Here is a 24,381-nt window from a genome sequence, read left to right on the forward strand (position 1 = left end):
GACACAAGGCCGCTCCTGCAGGGGACGGTGATTGCAGCTGACACCCCTTCACCAAACCCTTGTCCATTATGGCTTTCAGCCTATCTCTGGGCACTTCCACCCCGCCACCGCTTTTTGCCAACTGTGCCGATTTCGTCACTCACTCTGCAGAAAACCATCAAGAACCGACGCCCTGATCGGTCCACTCTATGCCCCACGCAAGCCGCCCAAGTCCTACAAGAGCGCGGCCCAAAAAGCCGCATCTCGTGACATCAGACCTGCCTATCCAAAACCTACAAAAAGGCGCAACCATGTCAGGCAAATTCAAGAAACAGCTCTCCCTGCTGGACCTCACCTTCATCGGCCTGGGCGCGATCTTCGGCTCCGGCTGGCTGTTCGCCGCCAGCCACGTCTCGGCCATCGCCGGCCCGGCCGGCATCCTCTCCTGGTTCCTCGGCGGCTTTGCCGTGCTGCTGCTGGGCATCGTCTACTGCGAGCTCGGCGCCGCCCTGCCCCGCGCCGGCGGCGTGGTGCGCTACCCGGTGTACTCCCACGGCCCGCTGCTCGGCTACCTGATGGGCTTCATCACCCTGATCGCCTTTTCCAGCCTGATCGCCATCGAGGTGGTCGCCTCGCGCCAGTATGCCGCGGCCTGGTTCCCGGCCTTGACCAAGACCGGCTCCAGCGACCCGACCGTGCTCGGCTGGCTGGTGCAGTTCGCCCTGCTCGGGCTGTTCTTCCTGCTCAACTACCGCAGCGTCAAGACCTTCGCCAAGGCCAACAACCTGGTCAGCGTGTTCAAGTTCATCGTGCCGCTGCTGGTGATCGGCGTGCTGTTCACCTTCTTCAAGCCGCAAAACTTCGCGGTGCAGGGCTTCGCCCCGTTCGGCCTGTCGGGGGTGGAAATGGCTGTGTCGGCCGGCGGCATCATCTTCGCCTACCTGGGCCTGACGCCGATCATCTCGGTGGCCAGCGAGGTGAAGAACCCGCAGCGCACCATCCCCATCGCACTGATCCTCTCGGTGCTGCTGTCCACCGCGATCTATGCCCTGCTGCAACTGGCCTTCCTCGGCAGCGTGCCAACCGAGATGCTGGTCAACGGCTGGGCCGGGGTGACCAAGGAACTGGCCCTGCCCTACCGTGACATCGCCCTGGCCCTGGGCGTCGGCTGGCTGGCCTACCTGGTGGTGGCGGATGCGGTGATCTCGCCCAGCGGCTGCGGCAACATCTACATGAACGCCACCCCGCGGGTGGTCTATGGCTGGGCGCAGACCGGCACCTTCTTCAAGTACTTCACCCGCATCGACGAACAGTCCGGCATCCCCCGCCCGGCACTGTGGCTGACCTTCGCCCTGGCGGTGTTCTGGACCCTGCCGTTCCCGTCGTGGGAGGCGCTGATCAACGTGGTGTCCGCCGCCCTGGTACTGAGCTATGCGGTGGCCCCGGTGACCGTCGCCGCGCTGCGCCGCAACGCCCCCGACATGCCGCGACCGTTCCGGGTCAAGGGCATGGGCGTGCTCGGCCCGCTGTCGTTCATCATCGCCGCGCTGATCGTCTACTGGTCGGGCTGGAACACCGTGTCCTGGCTGCTGGCCCTGCAGATCGTGATGTTCGTGCTGTACCTGCTGTGCCGCCGCTTCGTGCCCACCGAGCACCTGTCGCTGGGCCAGCAGGTGCGCTCCTCGGCCTGGCTGATCGGCTTCTACGCCGTGACCATCTTCCTCTCCTGGCTGGGCAGCTTCGGCGGCCTGGGGGTGATTGGCCATCCCCTGGACACCCTCATCGTCGCGGTTGCCGCCCTGGGCATCTACTACTGGGGCGCAGCCACCGGCGTGCCAGCCCGGCTGGTGCGCCTGGAGGGCGACGATGAAAGCGAAGCCAGCAACGAACCCCATGCCGGCCAGCACCCCGCCGCTGCGGCTTCCTGACTCACGACCGAATGGACACGCTGATGAAACACCTTCACGTCATCGACTCCCACACCGGCGGCGAACCGACCCGCCTGGTGATGAAGGGCTTCCCGCAACTGCATGGCCGCAGCATGGCCGAGCAGCGCGACGAACTGCGCGAACTGCACGATCACTGGCGCCGCGCCTGCCTGCTGGAACCACGCGGCAACGATGTACTGGTAGGCGCGCTCTACTGCCCGCCAGTGTCGAACGACGCCACCTGCGGGGTGATCTTTTTCAACAACGCCGGCTACCTGAACATGTGTGGCCACGGCACCATCGGCCTGGTCGCCTCGCTGCAGCACCTGGGCCTGATCGGGCCCGGCACGCACAAGATCGACACCCCGGTCGGCCCTGTCAGCGCCACCCTGCACGACGACGGCAGCGTCACCGTCGGCAACGTGCCGTCCTACCGCTACCGTCACCAGGTGGCGGTGGAGGTGCCCGGGCATGGCCTGGTGCGTGGCGACATCGCCTGGGGCGGCAACTGGTTCTTCCTGGTCTCCGAGCACGGCCAGCGCATCGAACTGGACAACCGCGAGGCCCTCGGCGACTACACCTGGGCCCTGCTCAAGGCCCTCGAAGCACAAGGCATCACCGGCGAGAACGGCGCCCCGATCGACCATGTCGAGCTGTTCGCCGACGCCCCCAACGCCGACAGCCGCAACTTCGTCATGTGCCCCGGCAAGGCCTACGACCGTTCGCCCTGCGGCACCGGCACCAGCGCCAAGCTGGCCTGCCTGGCCGCCGACGGCAAGCTCGCCGAGGGCCAGGTCTGGGTCCAGGCCAGCATCACCGGCAGCCAGTTCCAGGGCCGCTACGAACGCGACGGCGAACGCATTCGCCCGTTCATCACCGGCCGCGCCTACATGACCGCCGACAGCACCCTGCTGATCGACGAGCAAGATCCTTTCGCCTGGGGCATCTGACCCCGTTCATTTCCCACTGAATACCGCCAGGAGTGACAACAATGACCGACAACCTCTTCACCGGCACCATGCCCGCCCTGATGACCCCCTGCACCGCCGAGCGCAAGCCGGACTTCGACGCCCTGGTGCGCAAGGGCCGCGAACTGATCGACGCCGGCATGAGCGCGGTGGTGTACTGCGGCTCGATGGGCGACTGGCCGCTGCTGACCGAGGCCGAGCGCCAGGAAGGCGTGGCGCGCCTGGTGGCCGCCGGCATCCCGACCATCGTCGGCACCGGCGCGGTCAACACCCGCGAAGCCGTATCCCATGCAGCCCACGCCGCCAAGGTCGGCGCCGCCGGCCTGATGGTCATCCCCCGGGTGCTGTCCCGCGGCGCCTCGCTGACCGCCCAGAAGCACCACTTCTCGGCAATCCTCGCCGCCGCGCCGAAGCTGCCGGCGGTGATCTACAACAGCCCCTACTACGGTTTCGCCACCCGCGCCGAGCTGTTCTTCGCACTGCGCCGCGAGTACCCCAACCTGATCGGCTTCAAGGAGTTCGGTGGCGGTGCCGACCTGCGCTACGCCGCCGAGCACATCACCTCCCAGGACGATGCCGTGACCCTGATGGTCGGCGTCGACACGCAAGTGGTGCACGGCTTCGTCAACTGCAACGCCACCGGCGCCATCACCGGCATCGGCAATGCCCTGCCCCGCGAAGTGCTGCAACTGGTCAGCCTGAGCAAGCGCGCCGCCAAGGGCGATGCCAAGGCCCGGCGTCAGGCCCGGGAGCTGGAGGCGGCGCTGGCGGTGCTGTCGTCGTTCGATGAAGGCTGCGACCTGGTGCTGTACTACAAGCACCTGATGGTGCTCAACGGTGACACCGAGTACCGCCTGCACTTCAACGAAACCGATGCCCTCAGCGACGCCCAGCGCAACTATGCCGAGCAGCAGTACGCGCTGTTCCGCAGCTGGTACGCCAGCTGGTCGGCCGAGCAGAACATCGCCTGATCCCTGTGGGAGCGGCCTTGTGTCGCGAAAGGGGCGCATAGCGCCCCCAACAGGTCCAGACCTCACCCAGATTCTCCAGGACGCCCCATGACCCTCACCGGCAATCTACTGATCGGCCAGCGCGCCGTCACAGGCACCCAGGCCGCGATCCAGGCCATCGACCCGGCCACCGACACCCCGCTCGACCCACCCTACGCCGGCGCCAGCGCCGAGCAGGTAACCCAGGCCTGTGCCCTGGCCTGGGCGGCATTCGATGCCTACCGCGCAACGCCCCTCGAACAACGCGCCCGCTTTCTCGAAACCATCGCCGAACAGATCGACGCCCTGGGCGATACCCTGATCGACCGCGCCCACGCCGAAACCGGCCTGCCCAAGGCCCGCCTGCTGGGTGAGCGTGGCCGCACCTGCGCCCAGCTGCGCACCTTCGCCAGGGTGGTACGCGCCGGTGAGTGGCTGGATGTACGGGTGGACAATGCCCTGCCCGAGCGCCAGCCGCTGGCCCGCCCGGACCTGCGCCAACGCCAGGTGCCCCTGGGCCCGGTGGCGGTGTTCGGCGCCAGCAATTTCCCGCTGGCCTTCTCGGTGGCCGGCGGCGACACCGCCTCGGCACTGGCCGCGGGCTGCCCGGTGGTGGTCAAGGCCCACGGCGCCCACCCCGGCACCAGCGAACTGGTTGGCCAGGCCGTGGCGCGGGCGGTGCAGCTGTGCGAGCTGCCCGCAGGGGTGTTTTCCCTGTTGTACGGCGCGGGCCGTGAAGTGGGCATCGGCCTGGTCACTGATCCACGTATCAAGGCCGTCGGTTTCACCGGTTCGCGCAGCGGTGGCCTCGCCCTTTGTCAGGCGGCCCAGGCGCGCCCGGAGCCGATCCCGGTGTATGCCGAGATGAGCGCGATCAACCCAGTGTTCCTGTTCGATGTCGCCTTGCGCGCGCGCAGTGAAGCCCTGGCGCAAGGCTTTGTCACTTCGCTGACCCAAGGCGCCGGCCAATTCTGCACCAATCCCGGGCTGGTAGTCGCCCGGCAGGGCCCGGCCCTGGAGCACTTCCTGGTTGCCGCCAGTACCCATGTTCGCCAAGCGGCGGCGCAGACCATGCTCACCCCGGGTATCGCCAGTGCCTATGCTGGCGGCGTGGCAGCACTGAGCGCAAACCACAACGCCCGGTGCGCGGCGAGCGGTCTGCCGGCGCAGGGCCCAAACCAGTGCCAGGCTCAGCTGTTCGTCACCACCGCGCAGGCGTTTCTTGCCGACCCTACGCTGCAAGCCGAAGTGTTCGGCGCCGCCTCGCTGGTGGTGGCATGCGACAACGATGAGCAAATCCGCCAGATGGCCGAGCATCTGGAAGGCCAACTGACCGCCACCCTGCACCTGGACGAGGCTGATCTGGACAGCGCCCGCCGCCTGCTGCCGACCCTCGAACGCAAGGCCGGGCGAATCCTGGTCAATGGCTGGCCGACCGGGGTCGAGGTCTGCGACGCCATGGTCCATGGCGGCCCGTTCCCGGCCACCTCGGACGCCCGCAGTACCTCGGTGGGCACTGCGGCGATCCTGCGTTTCCTGCGCCCGGTGTGCTACCAGGACTTCCCCGATGCCCTGCTGCCCGCCGCATTGCAACAGGCCAATCCGCTGCACCTGCGGCGGCTGCTCGATGGCCAGCGGGAAGCCTGAACCATGACCGCCACTGACACGGACATCGCCGTGGTCGGCGCCGGCATCGTCGGCGTCGCCTGCGCCCTGCAACTGGCCCGCCAGGGCCGCCGGGTGCTGCTGATCGATCGCCAGGCGCCGGGCCACGGCGCATCGTTTGGTAATGCCGGGCACTTGGCCACCGAACAGGTGTTCCCCATCGCCGACCTGTCGATTCTCAAGCGCCTGCCGACCATGCTGCTGGACCCGATGGGCCCGCTGCGCCTGGATTGGAAATACCTGCCACGGGCCCTGCCCTGGTTCACCCGGCTGCTGCTCAACCTGCGACCGGCGCCGTTCCAGCGCAGCGTGGCGGGCATTCGGGCGTTGAATGAACACAGTCTTGGCGCCTGGCAACGGCTGCTCGCATCCATCGACCGCAGCCACCTGCTCAAGGAGGATGGCTCGCTGCTGGTGTTCGAGCGCCACGAGTCGCGCCAGACGCTCGCGACATTGCGCGCCCGTATGCTGGCACAGGCGGTGCCCGTGGACCCGTGGTCGGCTGAGGCGGTAAGCGAAGCGGCGCCGCAGTTAAGTCCGTCGATCCTGGGCGGCCTGTTCTTTCCGCGCACCGGTCACTTCCTCGATCCCTACCAGGTGGTCTGCGAACTGTTCAGCGCCGCCAGGGCCAGTGGCGTGCGCTTCCTGCGCGCCAACGTCAACGGCGGCCGGGTACATGGCCAGGGCATCAGCCTTGCCAGCGACCAGGGCACCCTTGAGGCCCGCCAGGTGTTGATCAGCGCTGGCGCCCATTCGGCCAGGCTCACGGCCGCCCTGACCGGTCGGCAGGTACCCCTGGATACCGAGCGCGGCTACCACCTGATGCTGCCGGCGGAGCGCCAGCGCCTGCCGTTTGCCGTCACCTCGCTGGAGCGCAAGTTCATCATGACGCCCATGGCCGACGGCCTGCGCCTGGCCGGCACGGTGGAGTTCGCTGGGCTCAAGGCGCCGCCGAGCATGCAACGGGCGTGGCAGCTGCATAAGTTGAGCAAGGGTTTGTTCCGGCGGGAGCTGGATGCCGAGGGGGCGACGCCGTGGATGGGGTTGCGGCCTTCTTTGCCGGATTCGCTGCCGGTGATCGACCGGGTGGCCGAGGGCAAGGTGTTGCTGGCGTTCGGGCACCAGCACCTGGGGTTGACCCAGGCGGCGGTGACGGCGGAATGGATGGGGCGGTTGGTAAATGGCGAAGACTGCCCACACACCAGCGCCTACCGATTGAGCCGGTTTTGAAACGGGGGCCGCGGCGCGGCCCCTGCCTCACTCAGCGATAACGCTCAAGCCAGTGCGCATAAGGCGCCGGCAGCGTCCACGCCGCCTTGTCCACGCCCAGGGCCTTGGCAGCGGCATACGGCCAGTGTGGGTCAGCCAGATGCGCACGCCCCACCGACACCAGGTCCAGCTGGTTGGCCTGCAACGCGCCTTCGGCCAGCTCCGGGGTACCGAAGCCCCAGGCCGAGGTCACCGGCAGCTTGGCCTCGCGACGCACACGTTCGGCGATCGGGCCCATGAACGCCGGCCCCCACGGGATGTTGGTTTGCGCAATGGTAAAGCCGACACTGACACTCAGCAGATCGAGGCCACCGGCCTTGAAGCGACGGGCCAGTTCGATGGATTCCTGCAGGGTCTGCTCGTCACGGCCGTCATACTCCAGCACGCCGAAACGAGCGGTCAGCGGCAGGTTCTCCGGCCACACCTCACGCACGGCGGCCAGGGTTTCCAGGAGCAAGCGCGTGCGGTTGTCGAAGCTGCCGCCATAGGCATCGGTGCGCTGGTTGGAATGCTCGGAGAAGAAGCTCTGGCCCAGGTAGCCGTGGGCGAAGTGCAGCTCGATCCATTCGAAGCCGGCGTCCCGTGCACGGCGCGCGGCATCGACGAAGTCCTGCTTGACCCGGGCGATATCGTCCAGGGTCATGGCCTTCGGCACTTTCGGCAGGTGGCCACCGAAGGCGATGGCGGACGGGGCGAGGGTGTCCCAGCCGCGGGCGTCATCGGCGCCGATATGGTCATCGCCCTCCCACGGACGATTGGCGCTGGCCTTGCGTCCGGCGTGGGCGATCTGGATCCCCGGCACCGAGCCTGCGGCCTTGATCGCCTTGACCACCGGCACGAAGGCCTGGGCCTGGGTATCGTTCCAGATGCCGGCGCAGCCAGGGGTGATGCGCCCTTCCGGCGACACCGCGGTGGCCTCGACCACCACCAGGCCGGCGCCACCACGGGCAAGGCCGGCGTAATGCACCTGGTGCCAGTCATTGATCAGGCCGTCCTCGGCCATGTATTGGCACATCGGTGGGATGGCGATGCGGTTGCGCAGGGTGACGTCTTTGAGGGTATAGGGTTCGAACAATGCGGCCATGGTGAGACTCCAGGGGACGGGATACGATTGTTCGATCATATTCGAACTTTGGTATTTTGTGAAACCCCCGCTATCATGTGTGCCATGCGAGCCTATACCCACCCCAATCCTGAAGACTTGACCCTGGAGCGCCTGCTGTACGCCCTGAGCGACCCGGTGCGCCTGCAGATCGTGCGCTACCTGGCCGGCGTCGCCGAAGCCAGTTGCGGCGAGCTGGACGGCGGCCGGCCCAAGTCGAGCATGTCCCATCATTTTCGCGTGTTGCGCGATGCCGGCCTGGTCTACACCCGCAACGTCGGCACCACGCACATGAACTCGCTGCGCAGCGAAGCCCTGGACGGACGCTTCCCTGGGCTGCTGGCAAAAATCCTCGAACAACGCTAGCGCGTGCAGGCCAGCCAACGCGGTGGATGGCACCGGCAAGCCAGCTGCGACAACGCTCACACAACACCCAGGCACAAAAAAACCACGAGGCCGCCAGGGGCGATCCTCGTGGTCGATGTTGCCGGGCAAGCCCGGCAAGCATTCAGGCCTTACAGCGCCATGTCGTTGGCAGGCTTGCTCTCGACCGGTGCGGCCGGGGCAACGCCAGTCTTGACGCTCTGGTCGAGCACTGGCGGCTTCTCCAGCTGCAGCACTTCGGCGGTGTAGTCCCACTCTTTCTGGGTGGCAGCGGCCGACGCGTTCAGCTTGGTACCGTAGCTCGGGACGATCTCCTTGATCTTGGCCTGCCACTCTGGGGTGGCGACCTTCTCCTTGAACACGGTTTCCAGCACGTTGAGCATGATCGGCGCGGCGGTCGAGGCACCTGGCGAGGCGCCCAGCAGGCCGGCAATGGTGCGGTCCTGGGACGCGACCACTTCGGTGCCCAGCTTCAGCACGCCGCCCTTCTCTTCGTCACGCTTGATGATCTGCACGCGCTGACCGGCCTGCCACAGTTTCCAGTCTTCCTTCTTGGCGTTCGGGAAGTAGGTCTGCAGCGCGGCGAAACGGTCGTCGTCGGACTGCATCAGCTGACCGGCGAGGTACTCGACCAGCGGATACTGGTCGATACCCACGCGCGCCATCGGCCAGACGTTGTGGGTGGTGGTGCTGCTCAGCAGGTCCAGGTACGAGCCGTTCTTCAGGAACTTGGTCGAGAAGGTGGCGAATGGCCCGAACAGGATCACGCGCTTGCCGTCCAGCACGCGGGTGTCCAGGTGCGGAACCGACATGGGTGGCGCGCCGGTGGAGGCGATGCCGTAGGCCTTGGCCATGTGCTGCATGGCAACGGTCGGGTTCTCGGTTACCAGGAACGAGCCGCCAACCGGGAAGCCGGCGTATTCCTTGGCTTCCGGGATGCCCGACTTCTGCAGCAGCTTCAGCGCGCCGCCGCCGGCACCGATGAACAGGAACTTGGCGTCGGTGGCCGATTCGGTACCGTCCTTCAGGTTCTTGTACTCGACGTGCCAGGAACCGTCTTCGTTGCGAGTGATGTCCTGCACTTCGGTGGAGAGCTTCAGGTCGAAGTTCTCTTTGGTCTGCAGGCTGCCAACGAACTGGCGGGTGATTTCGCCGAAGTTGACGTCGGTGCCGATTGGCGTCCAGGTGACCGCCAGCTTCTGGTTCGGGTCACGGCCTTCCATCATCAGCGGGACCCACTTGGCGATCTGCGCGTGGTCCTCGGAGTACTGCATCGGACGGAACAGCGGGCTGGCCTGCAGGGCGTCGTAGCGCTTCTTCAGGAACTTGATGTTGTCATCGCCCCAGACGAAGCTCATGTGCGGGGTGGTGTTGATGAACGAGTGCGGGTTCTTCAGCACGCCCTGGCGAACCTGCCAGGCCCAGAACTGGCGGGAGATCTGGAACGACTCGTTGATCTCGATGGCCTTGGTGATGTTGACGTTGCCGTCTTTGTCTTCCGGGGTGTAGTTCAGCTCGGCCAGCGCGGAGTGGCCGGTACCGGCGTTGTTCCAGCCGTTGGAGCTTTCTTCGGCGACGCCATCCAGGCGCTCGACCATTTCCATCGACCAGGTAGGCTCCAGCTCGTTGAGCCAGACTGCCAGGGTGGAACTCATGATGCCGCCGCCAACCAGCAGCACGTCGACTTTCTTGGTGTCGGCAGCATGCGCTTGCATGACGCTCGCCGCGACAGCCAGACCCAGCAAGGTCTTGCCAGCTTTCTTGAACATTGATCGATTCCAGTCAGTAGAACGGAGGGTGGGCCTGTGGCTGGCCCAGAGGTTCCATGTTCTTCAGCGCAGGCTTGTTGTGATCATTGTTCAGCAGCCAGAGAGACAAGGACGTACCAGCCTTTGGTCGGATTGACCGACAAGGCTGAAACGATTGACGGATTGTAACCGAATTGCCAGCACAAACAAACGCGGGTCGGGGCGTCAAGACGACAGGTTGCCACGCGACAAGCCACCACGCCCTGAAAACAAAAACCCCCGGCCATGTCCATGGCCGGGGGTCTTGGATCAGGCCACGCGTGGCCCGATCGGGTATTTCCAGGATTACTGCTGCTGAGGCAGTTTGTCGATCGGGCCGCAGCCGCCGATGATCTTGGAAATGGAAACCGATGGGTGGAACAGGTAGTCGTACGAGCAGTTCTTAGGCTGGTTGTAGACCTGGCCGGTGCAGCCGGACAGCAGGGCAACGCCCGAAACGACGGCAACAGCAACAGTAGCTTTGATCAGCTTTTTCATAAAAATCCTTTAGTCCATGATCCACCATCACACTGATGGCGCGCGGATCATACGGGAAAAACACCATGTAATGAAAGCCGTTAGTGCAACGCTGGCCGTGGGCCTGGGCGCACTAACAAGTTTCCAGGCTGCAACTAAGCGAGTTCCGCAACTGCTTAATCGTTACAGGCTCGGTAGTTCGCATCCTCTGTGCCGGGCGACCTGGCAGGCAACTATTGCGCACACTCAGGGCAAATCTCGACTCGGACACAGGATGATTGTTCATCCGCCAGAGCGACTGCCGTGCACTGGCCCAGTGCGAACACGCCGCTCAATGGCGCGAGGTTGAAGTGGCTGGCGGCGGGTTCAACCGGCGTATCCCGCGGCGAGGCCTCCAAGCCGGGCCGCAGCGTCGCTTCCAGATCCCCAAGGTGCTCATTCAAGCTTGCCGAACAGGCCAGCGTCGGCAACAGACCCAAGCCCAGAAAAAATTTACCAGACAACATGCTCATCCCACCTCTGTCAGTCGGTGCGAGCGCCGCCACAGCCGCTGCGCCGCTCGCCTTGCAACAGGCCGCAATAGCCTATGCGCCCCAGCCCAGGCCGGGGCATCGATAACGGCGAAACGAAAGGCACGCTTCACGATTTAACAGAAGCCCCGGATCGGCGCTGCGTCACGCAGGCCCTGTATTTGACCCGGCCGAGCCCTGATTGCCCCCTGGGGCAGCCGTACTGACGGGTTACGGTCGGAATGCTATAGTCCGCGGCGTCTGGGGCAACAATGAGCGTCTCATTCAAACAATGAGCGGGTGATCGCGAACTTACCCCTGCGGCAACAGGCTATTTATGCTTGAACCCTAAATACCGGTATCCGATTTAACAGCCCGCGTCCACCGCCGCTTCATTTAAAACCCGAACAGGCTTCGCAGCGTTTAACCGAAGCGCATGAGGCACCAGGCCCAGCCAGAGACAGAGGAACGCGGAACTCATTTTATGAACAGCCCAAAAAAGATCACCCTATTCGCGATGACCGAGAAGGGTTTTGCCTTCACAAAAAACGCGATATCCAAGTTTGGCCACCTGATTACTCTGGTTGTCATCGGCCAGGACGAGGCCATTTCCAATGACTTTTCCGCCGAGATCGCCGAACTGTGCGCAGCGTCCGGGGTTGCCTTCACCTATCGAAAACATTTCTCGAAAATGGAAACCGAATATGCCATCGCGGTTTCCTGGCGCTGGCTCATTGCTCATCCTGCCGAAAAGCTCATCGTCTTCCATGATTCAGTCCTCCCGCGCTACCGTGGCTTCGCCCCCTTGGTCAACTCGCTTATCAACGGCGAGAGCGAGATCGGGGTGACCGCGTTGTTTGGCGCCTCTGAGTATGACCGTGGCGCGATCATCCACCAGTCAGCAAAACCTGTCAGCTACCCGATCACCATTGCGCAAGCCATTACACAAATCGATCAGTGCTACCTTGAGTGCGCAAACGCGGTGCTCGAGAAAATAGCCAGCGGCGAGCCGCTGATCGGCCAGGCCCAGGACGACAGCAAAGCCACCTACAGCCTGTGGCGCGACGAAGACGATTACCAGATTGATTGGTCGCTACCGGCAGCCGTTGTTCGCCGCACCATCGATGCACTGTCCGCACCTTACCGAGGCGCCTACTGTCGAGTAAACGATGTCCCTGCGCGTATTCTCGGTGCCGTTGAGGTCGAGGATGTCAACATTGAAAATCGCCACATCGGCAAAGTCATTTTTGTTGAAGCTGGGCAGCCGGTAATTGTGTGCGGTGAAGGCCTTATCAAGATCACGGCCTGTATCTCGGAGGACAGCGGCGAGAGCCTCCTGCCGCTGAAAAAGTTTAGATCGCGCTTTAGCTGAATCACCTTCCCCGCAGCCGATATCCATTCGCAGCAGGCCTTGCTCGGCGCCGCCAAGGTGTGGCGCCACACTCAACTTGTATCAGCGCCCCTCACAGGGTGCAGCAGGCTATGCACAACCATCGCGTCCACCTGGGTGCCCCACCGCCCAGGTTTCTGCCAAACGAAAAAAGCCCCGAGGGCTATACAGCGCTCGGGGCCTTTAATATGGCGGAGAGATAGGGATTTGAACCCTAGGTACTGTTGCCAGTACAACGGATTTCGAATCCGTTTACAGCCTAAATTATTTTTTTGAGCAAAATCCGTAAACCCAATAAAATCAGCCACTTGAACACAATAAAACGCAACAGCATTCCACACCATTCGGGGGATCAATTCCCCCAAAATTCCCCCAGCTTTGCGAACCACTTCTGATGCCGTCGATTTGGCGCGAGCGGTCGGGCCGATGCTTGACGGCTTGGAATCGCGTCTGGCTTCTTATCGGCTCAGTGGTGAACTGGGTGGCACCGTGCACATTGCCGGCCCCTCCGACTTCATCTACTCCAGGATCGCCTCAGGGTTAGCGCCGCTCGTGGCTCAGGGCCTTAAAATTCGCCTGCACACTGGCAATCGGGAGCGCATATACAGCTTGCTCAACAGTTCGGCTGTCGATCTGGCAATTACAGCGTCGATGCCGGATGAGCGTTCGCACGGGTTTGCCCGACTGTTGACCGAACGCCTTCTGCTGGTGGCCGCCCCGAAGCTAGTAAAGCCGCTCGGTAAACCACCCACTGCCCAGGAGCTGACGAATCTCCCGCTGATTGCCTTCGACGAAGATTTGCCGCTCGTTCGGCCGGTGTGGATGGCGCTATTCCAGTTCGCTCCTACCCTCCAGGCGGCAATGACCATTGCTGATCTGCGGATCATCCAGGATCTGGTGGTGAAGGGGCTGGGCTGAAGTGTGCTTCCCGATTATCAATGCAGCGAAGCGCTGGCTACCGGTCGGCTGCTGTCACTTATTTCCTTGCAGAATGCGCCCACCAACAATCTGTACCTGGCTTGGAATAAGACCGCCCTGCGCGATCCGCGAATTGCCCAAGTTCGTGATTTTATTCTTGGGTTATTTGCAGATCAGCCGGGCTCTGCGGGGCGCAGCGCGCCAGGATAGCAAAAGTAGATATCAGTCTCCGCCATTGGCATCTTCACGCCCTGAGGAACTCAGTCAACCCAAATCGAAGGTATTGAGCAGCGTCTCACACTTTCGCCACTGTGCCGGAGTCTGCCCGACGTGTGTTTTGAAAAGCCGTACGAAGAAACTCACATTTTCGTAGCCAACCTCATAAGCAATTGCCTTGACCGAGAGACTGTTGGCCAGCAGTAGTTTCTTGGCCCTGTCAATTCGTACCTTCTGCACGTAAAGGTTGGGCGAAAGCCGGGTGGCCTGCTGAAAGCGGCGCTTCAGGGTGCGTTCGGCTAGGGCGACTTCGTGCCCCATACGCTCGATAGTAATAGCCTCGGCATGGTGCGAGTCAATCCAGTTTTGCAGCCTAAGAATCACTTCGTCACAGTGGTTACGATGACCTGGAAGGATAGGGTTGAGCTGGGCGGGCGCCGAAACCAGTAGATGGGTAGCGCACAGCTGTGCGAACTGATCACCACGATCCAGGGCCAGAATCTCCAGGAGCGCATCGAAACTGCCGTTTAGTGTCCCCGTGCTCCAGATACTGCCCGCCTGAAGAAAGGACTGCTGAGGGACGAATTGGCAGGTTGGATATCGCTTCTTCATCTGGCGAACATAAGCCCAGTGAGTAGCCAGCAGTCGATGATCGGCAAGACCAGCTTCCGCGAGAAAGCAGACTCCAGTGGTCATTGCCAACAGGCGAGCACCGCCTCTTTCGCGAGCGGTCAGCCAAGCGAGCATGTCCGGCTCTGGAGTAAAGCCTGCGACAAGGCGGGCACCTTCAACCGGTGGAATGATCAGCAGATCATGTCCGCCTGTCTGCGTGATCGCGGCATCGGGCCGGATCAGGTGGCCACTAGCCGCACGGACCTGCGCTCCGTCTGAGGAAAGCACTTCGACCGCGTAGGTTTGTGCCAGGCCCAGATGCTGCTCGAGTAAGGCAACGATGCGGAAGAAATCTGCCGCAGCGAAAACGCCCATGCCCCAGCATCCATCGTAGGACAGGATTGCAACTTTTTTCATGGGCTGTATGGCCTGATCGGACTATCGATAATCCCTTTAGAACACCGATTTCGTTTTACCTGAAGAATACTCTGCTTAGCAATCGGACAGACGCCGCCAGACGGTAGGAGACAAGATGCAAGCAAATAGCACCGGTGAACTGGATCTTTTCGCCGAGCTTCTCGGGGTGGAGACTATGCACAGCAGCTTCGAACGTTCAGCCTGTCGGATACATATTGCCGAGCAGCACCGTAATGCATTGGGCGGCATCCACGGCGGGCTCATTTTCTCCCTGGCTGATATGGCGTTTGCCGCAGCTTGTAATGCGGGCTCTGCGGTGTACATCGGCCTGCAGGCCGAGGTTCGCTACATGAGCAAAGCGCAAGGGAATGTGCTGATCGCTACTGCAACGCTGATGGGCGCATCCAAAAAGATTGCCCATTATCAGGTTCTGGTGACGGACAAACGGGACACCCAAATCGCCCTGTTCAGTGCCTCAGCTTATCGCCTCAGCGAGTAGTGGAGGATAGCCAATGCAGGAACTCTCTACTCGCCATCATTGGGTCGAAACTGAAAAGGGTCGACTCTTTGCACAAAGCTGGGATCCAAGTGCGGAATGTGGCATTCCCATCGTCCTCCTGCATGACTCGCTGGGTTGTGTGGCATTGTGGCGAGACTTCCCCGCGCGCCTGGCTCAAGCCAGTGGGCGACGAGTGATTGCGTACGACCGCTTGGGCTTTGGGCGCTCGTCGGCTTATCCGGGGAAGCTGCCGCCGAGTTTTATCGAAGATGAAGCTCACGGTGGTTTTCGCGCCCTTTGCCAGCAACTCAGCCTCAACCAGTTCGCCTTGTTCGGCCACAGTGTCGGTGGCGGCATGGCGGTCGGCTGTGCGGCAGCATATGCAGAGTCCTGTCGAAGGCTCATCACCGAGTCTGCGCAAGCCTTCGCGGATACCACGACGCTAAAAGAGATTCGTGTTGCCGGGCGACAATTCGCAATGCCTGGGCAGTTGGAGCGGCTCCGGCGCTATCACGGCGAGAAATCCGAATGGGTGCTTAGCGCCTGGGTCGACACCTGGTTGTCGAATGCCTTCAGCCAGTGGAGCCTCAATGAGCTTCTTGCCAAGGTCAAATGCCCGCTGCTTGCTCTGCACGGCGACCATGACGAGTACGGTTCACGGCAGCATCCTGAGCGCATCTGCGCTTTGGTATCCGGCCCAAGTGAGCTGCAGATTTTGCATGATTGCGGGCACGTCCCCCATCGAGAACATACGGAAACAGTGCTGGCAGCCATCACATGGTTTCTCGCTCTCAGATAATGTCGCGTTGGGTTCTACCCCGCTAATAAGGCATTGTCTCGCCAGAAAACGGGGGGAGTTCTGCCAGGGGAGGTGAGCCCGGCTTTGACGCGAAGCTTTCCGTTTTCGAGGATGTTGCAGCTAACCAGAAGAACGAAGCCAGACATAAAATCTGTGGGAGCGTGCTTTTCGCTTGTTGGAAACAGATAGTAGCAAGTGCCAACTCAGTGTCTGCTATGGGTCGAAAGCAGTCATTCGCAACGGGCTACTTTCGACCCATGGCGGTCATAGCAGCAAGCTTGGCCAAGTCTTCAGAAAGCTTAGCTATCCCAGCCTAGTCGCTGCTACTGCCCATCAAAATCCATCTTTTCCCACCCTGCTGAATATCGAAAGCGAAGTCCCAGAACACTGGGTATGCCGGATGGCCCTTGGTTAGCCAAAATGAAGTTAGGGGGCTGGCCTGGTCTAGGCGCACATGCGTGAACAGGTCCTCAAGAAGACTCAGGATTTCGGAGCGTTTTGCATCCAAATCCAGTGGGCCGTAACCCCCATCCCCGGCGTGCAGCAGTTGCTCGGTAACCTCACTGCGAGCCTCGCTTGCGGTCACGCAGGATTGCCCGCCGATGATCACTTCGTTACCGGTGGAAAAAGCGAGTTGCTCTTCAAGCGTCCTATCCAGGTCAAAGGGCCCATAGATGTTGACCCAGACCGAATAGTTAAAACCCTCCAAGAGATGCTCAAGCCTGAGGATTTCGTTTGCACGTAAATCTTGGGTGATACGCATACTGGCTCCTTTAATCAAGGCTTTGAAGCCTACCAGAGAGCTTTCAAGGCGTTCTGGCGATAGATCACTCGCAAACACACAACAGAAGCCGAATTGCTCTTCACTTACTCGTAAATTTTTCCGCAGTAAAGAAATGTAGCGAACTGCGCCCACGGGTTGGAAGGTGAAAGCCCTTGGCGGATACCAAATTCACTGACTTCGGCCCAAGCTATTGCAGCATCCAGGAAGGCTTCAACGCTGGTATTCTCCCAATCGTTGCTTGCGCGTTTATCAGCCGCTAGGGCGTGGACGAAAGCCAAGAAGGTCGTCGCGTCCATGACCTCGGCCAATTGTTCATGAAGGTCCACGAGTTTCTCCCTCGCTAAGGTATACGCAGGTAGGCATTGTCTTTCAGATTATGAATGGCCGCTAAGGGTCGATAGCGGTCACTCACGAGTGGCTGCTTTCGACCCATAGCGGACACTGATCCAAAGCGCTGTTGGCTTGCCCAATTTCTCTCACTTGAAACGAATCCTGTAGGAGTGGATAACCCTACACCCACACGTCCCGGTCAATACACGCAGTTGAGAATTGTTAGCAATAAATGATACCTTGCTGCCAATTCCCCGCCGCCGCGCAGGACGCTTGGTGAATGCCGCAAGATCGCGATCATCTGATATCGACATTCCTGGACAACCGTGAAGCGCTCAAAGCCTACCTGGTGCGTCACTTCGGAAGTACGACCATCGCTGATGACCTGACCCAGGAAACCTGGCTGCGTGTGGCCAGCCGCAAGATAGGCGAGCGTATCGGCAACCCGCGGGCCTATATCTTCCGTATTGCCCGCAATCTCGGCATGGATATCCGCCGTCGTGAAGCCCTGGGCATCGAGGTGCAGGCCGACCCGGTGGTGGTCGAGATGATCCCGGACTGTAAATGCGACCCGGCGCGCAAGACCGAATCGAGCCGCGAGTTGCAACAGGTGATGCAGGTGATCGCCGAATTGCCGCCGCGCTGCCGCGAAGTCTTCATCCTGTGCCGTATCGATGGGCTAGATCACCAGCAGGTTGCCGAGCGCCTGGGCATTTCCAAAAGCACTGTAGTTTCTCAGATGGTCAAGGCTATGCAGCGCATCGAGAAAGCAATGTCATGAAAGTGTGGTTACACTGCGTGCGTTTTCACTGTCGCCTGCCTGCGCTTGCATGATGAACGAACACGACTCCCACACCCCCTTGGACCAGGCGCTTGAATGGTGCGTGCGCCTGCAGGATGCGGGGGCGACACCGGCCGAGCATGAGGCATTCGCGCAGTGGCTTGCCGCCGACCCCAGCCACTCGGTTGCCTGGCAGCGCGCCAGCCAGGTGTGGCGTGCGGCAGGGATGGCGGGCCACGCCCAAATTGCCACCAACCGCGCCTTGCGCAAGCGCATCTCCAGGCGCACGTCCATAGGATTGGCAAGCGCCGCTGCGGTGCTGATGGCCGCCACAGTATTCGCCCTTTCGCCGGCGCGCTGGGCAGATTACCGCACCGACGTGGCCCAGGTACGCAGTTGGACGCTGGAAGACGGTTCTACCGTACAACTGGCTCCGCAAACCGCACTGAGCGTGAATTTCAGCGCAGGTGAGCGTCGCCTGCATCTGTACCAGGGTGAAGCCTGGTTCAAAGTGGCGGCCAACCCGGCGCGGCCTTTCATCGTCGAAGCCGCAGGTGGCAATGTGCGCGCTTTGGGTACTGCGTTTGACATACAAGTGCTGGACGGCGGCGCGAACGTGACCGTGACCGAGCACAGCGTGCGGGTCAGCCGTGCGGGGCAGCAGGCCGAGGCTGGAGAGGGTCAGGCTCTGCATTTCGACGCGCAGGGCATTGGCGCATTAAGGCATGTCGATACCGGCCAACAGTTGGCCTGGCGTGAGCAACGCCTGGTATTCCGCGATGAGCCATTGACGCAGGTGTTGCAGCGTCTGCAATCGTATTCCCGCGCGCACTTGCTGCTGACAGACAATAGCCTCGCTCAGTTGCGGGTCACGGCAGCGATGCAAGCTCAAGAAGCCGATGCGGCGTTGCAGAGCTTGCAGGTTATCCTGCCGATTCGTGTCACCGCGGTGGGCCCGTGGTTGACTTTGGTACGCCCAGTACAGCGCTGATTGAAAAAACTAAAAATCCGCGTCGTTGTGTTTGGCCGGTGGCACGTCATTAGTCTTGATCGCAAACGCGAATGAGTTGCGAATACTGCCATCAGGACGGACTGGAAATTCGAATGCCCACCCCTAACACCCCCTTCAAGCCATTGCTGCTGGTCAGCGCCTTGAGCTGCGTTTGCACGTTCGCCGCTATGCCGCAGGCACACGCGGCCGGCGCCGTGCAGGCGCAAACCCGCACCTACAGCATTGCCGCCCAGCCGCTGGAAAGCGCGATTGCGCAATGGTCGGCCAGCAGCGGCATCCAGCTGTTCGCCGACGGCGCATTGACCCGCGGCAAGACCAGCAACACCGTAAACGGCCAGTACACGGCCAGCGTTGCGCTGCAACAATTGCTGGCCGGCACTGGCCTGGGTTTCGTCATGGCCAATGGCAAACGCGCCTATCTGCAGCAACGCAGCGACAACGAAACGGCGGTGCAGTTAGGCGCGACCACCATTGAGGGGCAAGGCCTGGGCATGACCAGCGAGCACACCGGGTCGTACACCACCGGGGCTATGCAGACGGCGACCAAGTTGCCGACCTCGCTGCGCGAAACCCCGCAATCGGTGACAGTGCTGACCCGCCAGCGCATGGACGATCAGAACTTGCAGAAGCTTGAGGACATTGCCACCTACACGCCAGGCCTGACCCTGCGCAAGACAGGTGGCGAGCGCCCCGAGTTCTATTCGCGTGGGTCCGCCATCGACAACATCATGATCGATGGCCTGCCCGTGGCCTATGACAGTGATACCCTCGGTACCTCGATGCTAGCCATGTACGACCATGTGGAAGTGGTACGGGGTGCCTCGGGCTTGATGGTGGGGGCTGGCAACCCCTCTGGCACACTCAACCTGATACGCAAGCGCCCGACACTGACGCCGCAGTTGTCCCTTACCGGCAGCGCGGGGCGGTGGGACGACTATCGGGGGGAGGTCGATATCAGCAATAAGTTGAACGACAGCGGCACCCTGCGTGGCCGTTTCGTCGGCGCCTATCAGGACCGCAACAGTTTCGTCGACGCCTATGGCAATACGCGGCAGCTGTTCTATGGCATCACCGAATATGATCTGGACCCGGCCACTACCCTCACCCTTGGCGCCTGGTACAATCGCGAAGACAACCCCGGCGCTGATTGGAACGGGCTGCCTACCCACCCCGACGGCAGCTTTTTCGACTTTTCACGGTCGACGCGCACGGCGCCAAACTGGACGTACTGGAACAAGAAGAACAGCAGTGCATTCGCCGAGGTCGAGCACCGCTTCGACAATGACTGGAAGCTGCGCCTGAACGCCACCTGGCTGCGCGGCGACATGGACATGCTCGGCGGCAGCCTTTACACCGACGAGAACAATGCCTACCACCTGAACATCGGTCGCTACACCTACCAGCACACCCAGAAGAGCCTGGACACCTACGCTTCTGGTCCTTTCAGCTTGTTTGGCGCTACCCATGAACTGGTCGTCGGTGCCAGTTGGCGGCGCGACGAAACCAATGATGGCCCTGGCGGCCCGGGCATTGGCTCGGATGTGATCGTCGACCCGCAGCACTTTGAACCGGGTGCCTATCCCAAGCCTGATATAGACAACAACTGGTCGCGTACCGGGCATGAAGAACAATCGAGTACCTATGCCACGGTGCGTTTCAATCTGCGTGACGACCTGCGGCTGATTCTCGGCTCGCGTCTGGATTGGTACGAATACGAGCAGCTTACCCATTCAGGGGGATACAGCTTCGGTGACGATTACAAGGCTACCCGGGAACTCACACCCTACGCCGGCGTAATCTACGACTTGAACGACACTTACTCGGTGTACGCGAGCTGGACGCGGATCTTCAAGCCACAGGCTGCACAAAGCGCCAGCGGCAGCTTGCTGGATCCGATCACCGGCACTAACTATGAAGCCGGCCTCAAGGGTGAGTACTTCGGTGGCGCGCTGAACGCCAGCGCGGCGGTATTCCAGCTTGTGCAGGAAAACCTCGCCAAATCCTTGCCGTCCGCTCAATGTGCCCCTGGCGTCAGCGCCTGCTATGAGGCCAGTGGCGAAGTGCGAACCCGCGGTGTGGACTTGGAGGTGGGCGGAGAGCTGGCGCCTGGTTGGCAGCTGTCTGCTGGCTACACTTACGCAGCAGCGGAGTACACCAAGTCCACAGGCTCGGCAGAGAAGGGTGAGCGTTTCGACAGCGAGACACCCTACAACCTGTTCAAGGTATTCACCACCTACCGACTACCCGGTGAGCTCGAGCGTTGGACGGTGGGTGGTGGCTGGCGTACGCAGAGCAGCGCGTACACCGGCTTTGGGGTGAAACAGGGGGGCTATAGCGTAAGCGACTTCATGATCGCGTATCGGCCATCGCCCGCGTGGCAATTGCAGGCCAACCTGAACAATGCCTTCGACAAACACTATTACCAAAACATCAGCAACAGCTGGGGGGCCAACAGCTTCGGCGATCCGCGCAACCTGATGCTGACCGTGCGTTACACGCCTGTTTTTTGATGTAGGCGTGCCAACCGGCAAGACATCGCAAATGAGCGGACTCAACCCGAAGCTGTCGATGAGCCCAACAGCAATTGCTAAATGGAGCGCAGGCCTCACTGGCAACTACGGGTCGCAAGCGGTCAGTCATGAATCAAAGCCGCCACCTCAGGTGGTCCCATGCTACAACTCCTGACGCGTCACATCACGCTTGAGTCGTCGCTCAGCCGCCCGTTTTGTGAAATGCGATTTTTTTTAATTTCGCGGGTGTGTAAAAACGGCTGGGCGATCGGTGGGGAAGGTCAAAAGCTGTAGAGATTTACCCTACCCCCCCCTATTTGGCATTTTTTGACAACTTTTCGGCACACGATCGCATCGAAACTGGCTTCGCGCCGCTACTGGACTTGAGCGGTCTTTCCAGCGATGACAGCCAATTTTAACGGCCTGAAAATGTCGGAATCGCCTGCTTAATCGCAGCTTTTTCCGCAAAAAAAGCCCGCGCAAGGCGGGCAAAGAAGGGGGTTGCTCGGTTAAATCTGGTGGCTGTAGAACAGCGAGTAGGATTCGATACCGTCGTTCGGCTGCTTGATTCCAGCATTGGAATAGTGAAGAGCGCGGATGCCCACCTTCTGAGCTTCACCGATTTTCAAACCCACCCCGAGCCGGTCCTCGAAGTTGAAGGCAGAACCAAACTCTTGGTCACCTGCGGATGTGCCGGAGAACACGGCCACACCAATGCCCGCCTCAATGAATGGCTTCACGTTGCCGCTGCCAAATTCGTACACAAAGACCGGAGCAAAAGACAGCGAGTGCGCGCCGCCAGAAGCATCGCCCGCGCCCCAGTAGGTGTAGCCGCATCCCAATAGCCGGTGAGGCGCCCAGTGCTCGACTCGAACCAGCTCTTATCCCAGTTAAAGCCAAGGCCTACGCGAGCAGTAAGACCGCCTTGGCTCGTCGCACCAATGGCACCAGAGAGCTCAGCAGCGCTAGCTGATACTGCAAAAAGGGACAGCATCGCCGCAGCGATGAATGATTTCATGATCACGGTCTTCCATGGTTATTTTGTTTAGCTAGCAATCAGAAGCAAAGTGACATCAAAACGTTCAACACCTTGAAACATTTTTTCGACGGGCCTGCCAGCAAGCTTGTCGATGTGGTTTCTCCTGGCTGCCTCACCGCTTGATTTCTTGAATTTGTATCCTCCCTTGGGATGGATCCTGAACACCGCCACAGCCCGCGTCGGCACTGACGTTGGCGGGCGATGGCGGGGTTTCCTGTCTCGGCTATGTCTCGGCGTGCAGCGCGGCGAAACCCTGCTGGTCGAGCTGCTGATGCCAGGCCTCCAGGGCGCGGCGTTTCAGGGCCTCGGCGGTGGTGTGGATATAGGTGGCGTCCAGGTCCTTCATGGCGTGGTTGAGCAGCAGCTCACCGACCATGTAATCCACACCGAGGTCGGTCCACGCCGTGCGGGCTACCTTCCTGAGGTCGTGGCTCGACCATGCGCCCTGGGCCAGGTCGCTGAACAGGGTGCTGGCCTTGCTCGGGCTCAACGGCGCACCGTGGCTGCCGGGGAACAGCAACGGCCCCGTGTAGCCTTGGGCGGTCTGCAGGCGCTGGTAGCGGCGCAGCAGCGCACAGGCCTGGGCGGTCAGTGGCAGTGTGTGCTCAGCCTTGGTCTTGGTGTCGCTCGCCGGAATGAACCAGCGCCCCGCGTCGAGGTTGAGGTGGCGCCAGCGGGCCAGCCGGGTCTCCCCCAAGCGCGAGCCATGGCACAGCATCATCAACGCCAGCATGCTACCCGCCGGCTCGACCTCGAAACGTTCAGTCAGCCGTCCCAGCAGACCCGGCACATCATCCCCGCGCAGCCGCGCCGGCTTGGGCCGGATCCGCGTCCGCACGAAGTCGGTGAACTTCAGCGCCGCCAGCGGGTTGGCCGCCAGCAGCTCCAGGCGTAGGGCCTGACGGAACGCCACCGCGAGCACGCCATAGACCGAACGCACGAAGGACAGGGCGTAACGCTCCTGCAGCGGCCACATCAGCTGCTGGTCGATCAGTAGCTTGCTGACCGCGTCCAGGCGCTGCTCCCCCATCCACGCGTCCAAGCGCTTGAAGCCCTTGGTCTCGCCGTCCAGGTCACGCAGTTCGGCCAGGGCCTGTTGCGCGGTGGCGATCACCTCGGCGGTGGGAGCGCCCGCCTCCACCATGGTCTCGGCCTGGCCGGCAATGTCGAGAATGTGGCGGATTACGCCCCACTCCTTGCCGTCTCCACCGCCAGCTCAATGAACACCGGAAGCTGCGCATTCATCTGGCCTGCAGTTTTGTAGAGAGCCTTGAGCTCCGCCGGTGTCGGCCGCCTATCCCTCTCCTTGCTGCCCCTCGACATCCGGATCGCTCGGCACGGGTTGGTCAGACCTTCAATACCCCACTCCTTGGTGGCCACCGTATACAGGTGGCTAATCACAGCTAGGTTGAGGCGAACAGTCGCAGTGGACTTCCCCTCCTTGAGTTCGGCATCTCGATACGCGGCCATATCGCTGGAGCGAATGGCGGCCAGGCCCTTGCTGGCCAGCTTGTGCTCCTTCCACTTCCTGATGCGGACCTCTTCCTGCTTGGCGCCTTTCTTGGTCGAGGTCACCTCGGACATATACCGGTCCAGGGCCTCGGAGAGCGTGGTGCTCTCGGCCTCGCGCATATCGACGAAGCGCGCTCGAGACATGTCGCCCTCGACCTCGGCAGCCCATCGCTGGGCTTCTGCCTTGGTGTCGAAAGTGGCGGAAAGAGTTGGATATCCTTTGCGGCGGATCTGGGCGCGCCAGGCGTCGCCGCGCTTTTCGTAGTAGGCCTTGGCGGAATGATATCGAACGCTTGGGGGAATATCACCCTCCCCCAATTCCCCCAAAATTCCCCCAAACGAAAAAAGCCCCGAGGGCTATACAGCGCTCGGGGCCTTTAATATGGCGGAGAGATAGGGATTTGAACCCTAGGTACTGTTGCCAGTACAACGGATTTCGAATCCGTCCCGTTCGACCACTCCGGCATCTCTCCAATGCCGCGCATCATACCAGCGATTTCTTGAA

At 61.7% G+C, this 24,381-nt stretch carries 21 protein-coding genes, 1 tRNA gene and 2 pseudogenes; 13 read left to right on the forward strand and 11 right to left on the reverse strand.

Translation table 11 applies throughout. The features are described from left to right. Positions 1-290: 290 nt before the first annotated feature. The 5 genes from KSS95_RS20995 to KSS95_RS21015 all read left to right on the forward strand — a co-directional run bounded on the left by KSS95_RS20995 (position 291) and on the right by KSS95_RS21015 (position 6,759). Positions 291-1,907 (forward strand): APC family permease, encoded by a 1,617-nt coding sequence (locus tag KSS95_RS20995; protein ID WP_217849313.1) that lies wholly within the window; start codon positions 291-293, stop codon positions 1,905-1,907. 23 nt (positions 1,908-1,930) lie between these two features. Next, complete coding sequence (locus KSS95_RS21000; RefSeq protein ID WP_217849315.1) at positions 1,931-2,857, forward strand: 4-hydroxyproline epimerase; 927 nt, start codon at positions 1,931-1,933, stop codon at positions 2,855-2,857. 41 nt (positions 2,858-2,898) lie between these two features. Then, positions 2,899-3,846, forward strand: coding sequence for a dihydrodipicolinate synthase family protein (locus tag KSS95_RS21005; RefSeq protein WP_217849317.1), 948 nt, complete (start codon positions 2,899-2,901; stop codon positions 3,844-3,846). A gap of 87 nt (positions 3,847-3,933) precedes the next feature. Then, positions 3,934-5,511, forward strand: a complete 1,578-nt coding sequence (locus tag KSS95_RS21010; protein ID WP_217849319.1) for an aldehyde dehydrogenase (NADP(+)) — start codon at positions 3,934-3,936, stop codon at positions 5,509-5,511. 3 nt (positions 5,512-5,514) lie between these two features. Beyond that, a complete protein-coding gene (locus KSS95_RS21015; protein ID WP_217849321.1) occupies positions 5,515-6,759 on the forward strand; it encodes an NAD(P)/FAD-dependent oxidoreductase in 1,245 nt (414 codons plus the stop codon). Positions 6,760-6,790: 31 nt separating this feature from the next. Here KSS95_RS21015 and KSS95_RS21020 read toward each other — a convergent pair whose 3' ends face one another. Further along, complete coding sequence (locus KSS95_RS21020) at positions 6,791-7,882, reverse strand: NADH:flavin oxidoreductase/NADH oxidase (protein ID WP_217849323.1); 1,092 nt, start codon at positions 7,880-7,882, stop codon at positions 6,791-6,793. Positions 7,883-7,930: 48 nt separating this feature from the next. Between KSS95_RS21020 and KSS95_RS21025 the strand changes: the two genes are divergently transcribed. Further along, positions 7,931-8,266 (forward strand): ArsR/SmtB family transcription factor, encoded by a 336-nt coding sequence (locus KSS95_RS21025; RefSeq protein WP_217854050.1) that lies wholly within the window; start codon positions 7,931-7,933, stop codon positions 8,264-8,266. Between the two features lie 149 nt (positions 8,267-8,415). Here the strand turns inward: KSS95_RS21025 and mqo are convergent, their stop codons facing one another. The 3 genes from mqo to KSS95_RS21040 form a co-directional block, all read right to left on the reverse strand. Continuing rightward, positions 8,416-10,053 carry a malate dehydrogenase (quinone) gene (mqo, locus tag KSS95_RS21030; RefSeq protein WP_134689367.1) on the reverse strand — a complete coding sequence of 546 codons (1,638 nt, stop codon included), beginning with the start codon at positions 10,051-10,053 and terminating at the stop codon, positions 8,416-8,418. A gap of 324 nt (positions 10,054-10,377) precedes the next feature. Beyond that, entirely contained in the window at positions 10,378-10,569 is a 192-nt protein-coding gene (locus KSS95_RS21035; RefSeq protein WP_023630554.1) for a DUF4223 family protein, read from the reverse strand. Positions 10,570-10,781: 212 nt separating this feature from the next. Then, on the reverse strand, positions 10,782-11,060 hold the full coding sequence (locus KSS95_RS21040; RefSeq protein WP_217849325.1) for a hypothetical protein: 279 nt from the start codon (positions 11,058-11,060) through the stop codon (positions 10,782-10,784). A 481-nt stretch (positions 11,061-11,541) separates the two neighbouring features. On the opposite strand from KSS95_RS21040, the gene KSS95_RS21045 reads away from it, so the two are divergent. Next, complete coding sequence (locus KSS95_RS21045; RefSeq protein WP_217849327.1) at positions 11,542-12,429, forward strand: methionyl-tRNA formyltransferase; 888 nt, start codon at positions 11,542-11,544, stop codon at positions 12,427-12,429. Between the two features lie 444 nt (positions 12,430-12,873). Further along, positions 12,874-13,365, forward strand: a complete 492-nt coding sequence (locus KSS95_RS21050; protein ID WP_217849328.1) for a substrate-binding domain-containing protein — start codon at positions 12,874-12,876, stop codon at positions 13,363-13,365. A 264-nt stretch (positions 13,366-13,629) separates the two neighbouring features. Here the strand turns inward: KSS95_RS21050 and KSS95_RS21055 are convergent, their stop codons facing one another. Next, positions 13,630-14,610, reverse strand: coding sequence for a GlxA family transcriptional regulator (locus KSS95_RS21055; RefSeq protein WP_217849330.1), 981 nt, complete (start codon positions 14,608-14,610; stop codon positions 13,630-13,632). Between the two features lie 115 nt (positions 14,611-14,725). On the opposite strand from KSS95_RS21055, the gene KSS95_RS21060 reads away from it, so the two are divergent. Both KSS95_RS21060 and KSS95_RS21065 read left to right on the forward strand, forming a co-directional pair. Continuing rightward, a complete protein-coding gene (locus KSS95_RS21060; RefSeq protein WP_217849332.1) occupies positions 14,726-15,109 on the forward strand; it encodes a PaaI family thioesterase in 384 nt (127 codons plus the stop codon). Positions 15,110-15,122: 13 nt separating this feature from the next. Then, positions 15,123-15,908: an alpha/beta fold hydrolase gene (locus KSS95_RS21065; protein ID WP_217849333.1), complete on the forward strand. Its 786-nt coding sequence runs from the start codon at positions 15,123-15,125 to the stop codon at positions 15,906-15,908. A gap of 313 nt (positions 15,909-16,221) precedes the next feature. Here the strand turns inward: KSS95_RS21065 and KSS95_RS21070 are convergent, their stop codons facing one another. Both KSS95_RS21070 and KSS95_RS21075 read right to left on the reverse strand, forming a co-directional pair. After that, positions 16,222-16,671: a hypothetical protein gene (locus tag KSS95_RS21070; RefSeq protein WP_217849335.1), complete on the reverse strand. Its 450-nt coding sequence runs from the start codon at positions 16,669-16,671 to the stop codon at positions 16,222-16,224. Positions 16,672-16,775: 104 nt separating this feature from the next. Further along, on the reverse strand, positions 16,776-17,018 hold the full coding sequence (locus tag KSS95_RS21075; protein ID WP_052895951.1) for a DUF7660 family protein: 243 nt from the start codon (positions 17,016-17,018) through the stop codon (positions 16,776-16,778). Positions 17,019-17,302: 284 nt separating this feature from the next. Here KSS95_RS21075 and KSS95_RS21080 point away from each other — a divergent pair, with 284 nt between their 5' ends. From KSS95_RS21080 to KSS95_RS21090, 3 genes are all read left to right on the forward strand, one after another. Next, entirely contained in the window at positions 17,303-17,803 is a 501-nt protein-coding gene (locus tag KSS95_RS21080; protein ID WP_217849337.1) for an RNA polymerase sigma factor, read from the forward strand. A gap of 49 nt (positions 17,804-17,852) precedes the next feature. Continuing rightward, positions 17,853-18,794: a FecR family protein gene (locus tag KSS95_RS21085; protein WP_217849339.1), complete on the forward strand. Its 942-nt coding sequence runs from the start codon at positions 17,853-17,855 to the stop codon at positions 18,792-18,794. Positions 18,795-18,907: 113 nt separating this feature from the next. After that, positions 18,908-21,325, forward strand: a complete 2,418-nt coding sequence (locus KSS95_RS21090; protein ID WP_217849341.1) for a TonB-dependent siderophore receptor — start codon at positions 18,908-18,910, stop codon at positions 21,323-21,325. A 509-nt stretch (positions 21,326-21,834) separates the two neighbouring features. On the opposite strand, the pseudogene KSS95_RS21095 reads toward KSS95_RS21090, so the two are convergent. From KSS95_RS21095 to KSS95_RS21115, 4 genes and pseudogenes are all read right to left on the reverse strand, one after another. Continuing rightward, positions 21,835-22,343, reverse strand: a pseudogene (locus tag KSS95_RS21095) (acyloxyacyl hydrolase). 244 nt (positions 22,344-22,587) lie between these two features. After that, positions 22,588-23,508: a site-specific integrase gene (locus tag KSS95_RS21100; RefSeq protein WP_437179562.1), complete on the reverse strand. Its 921-nt coding sequence runs from the start codon at positions 23,506-23,508 to the stop codon at positions 22,588-22,590. A gap of 53 nt (positions 23,509-23,561) precedes the next feature. Continuing rightward, positions 23,562-24,179 (reverse strand): annotated as a pseudogene (locus KSS95_RS21110) (site-specific integrase); the annotation flags it as partial. A gap of 80 nt (positions 24,180-24,259) precedes the next feature. Further along, positions 24,260-24,349 (reverse strand) — tRNA-Ser (locus KSS95_RS21115). Positions 24,350-24,381 lie beyond the last annotated feature (32 nt).

Source organism: Pseudomonas muyukensis (assembly GCF_019139535.1).
In the GTDB taxonomy this organism is placed as follows: domain Bacteria; phylum Pseudomonadota; class Gammaproteobacteria; order Pseudomonadales; family Pseudomonadaceae; genus Aquipseudomonas; species Aquipseudomonas muyukensis.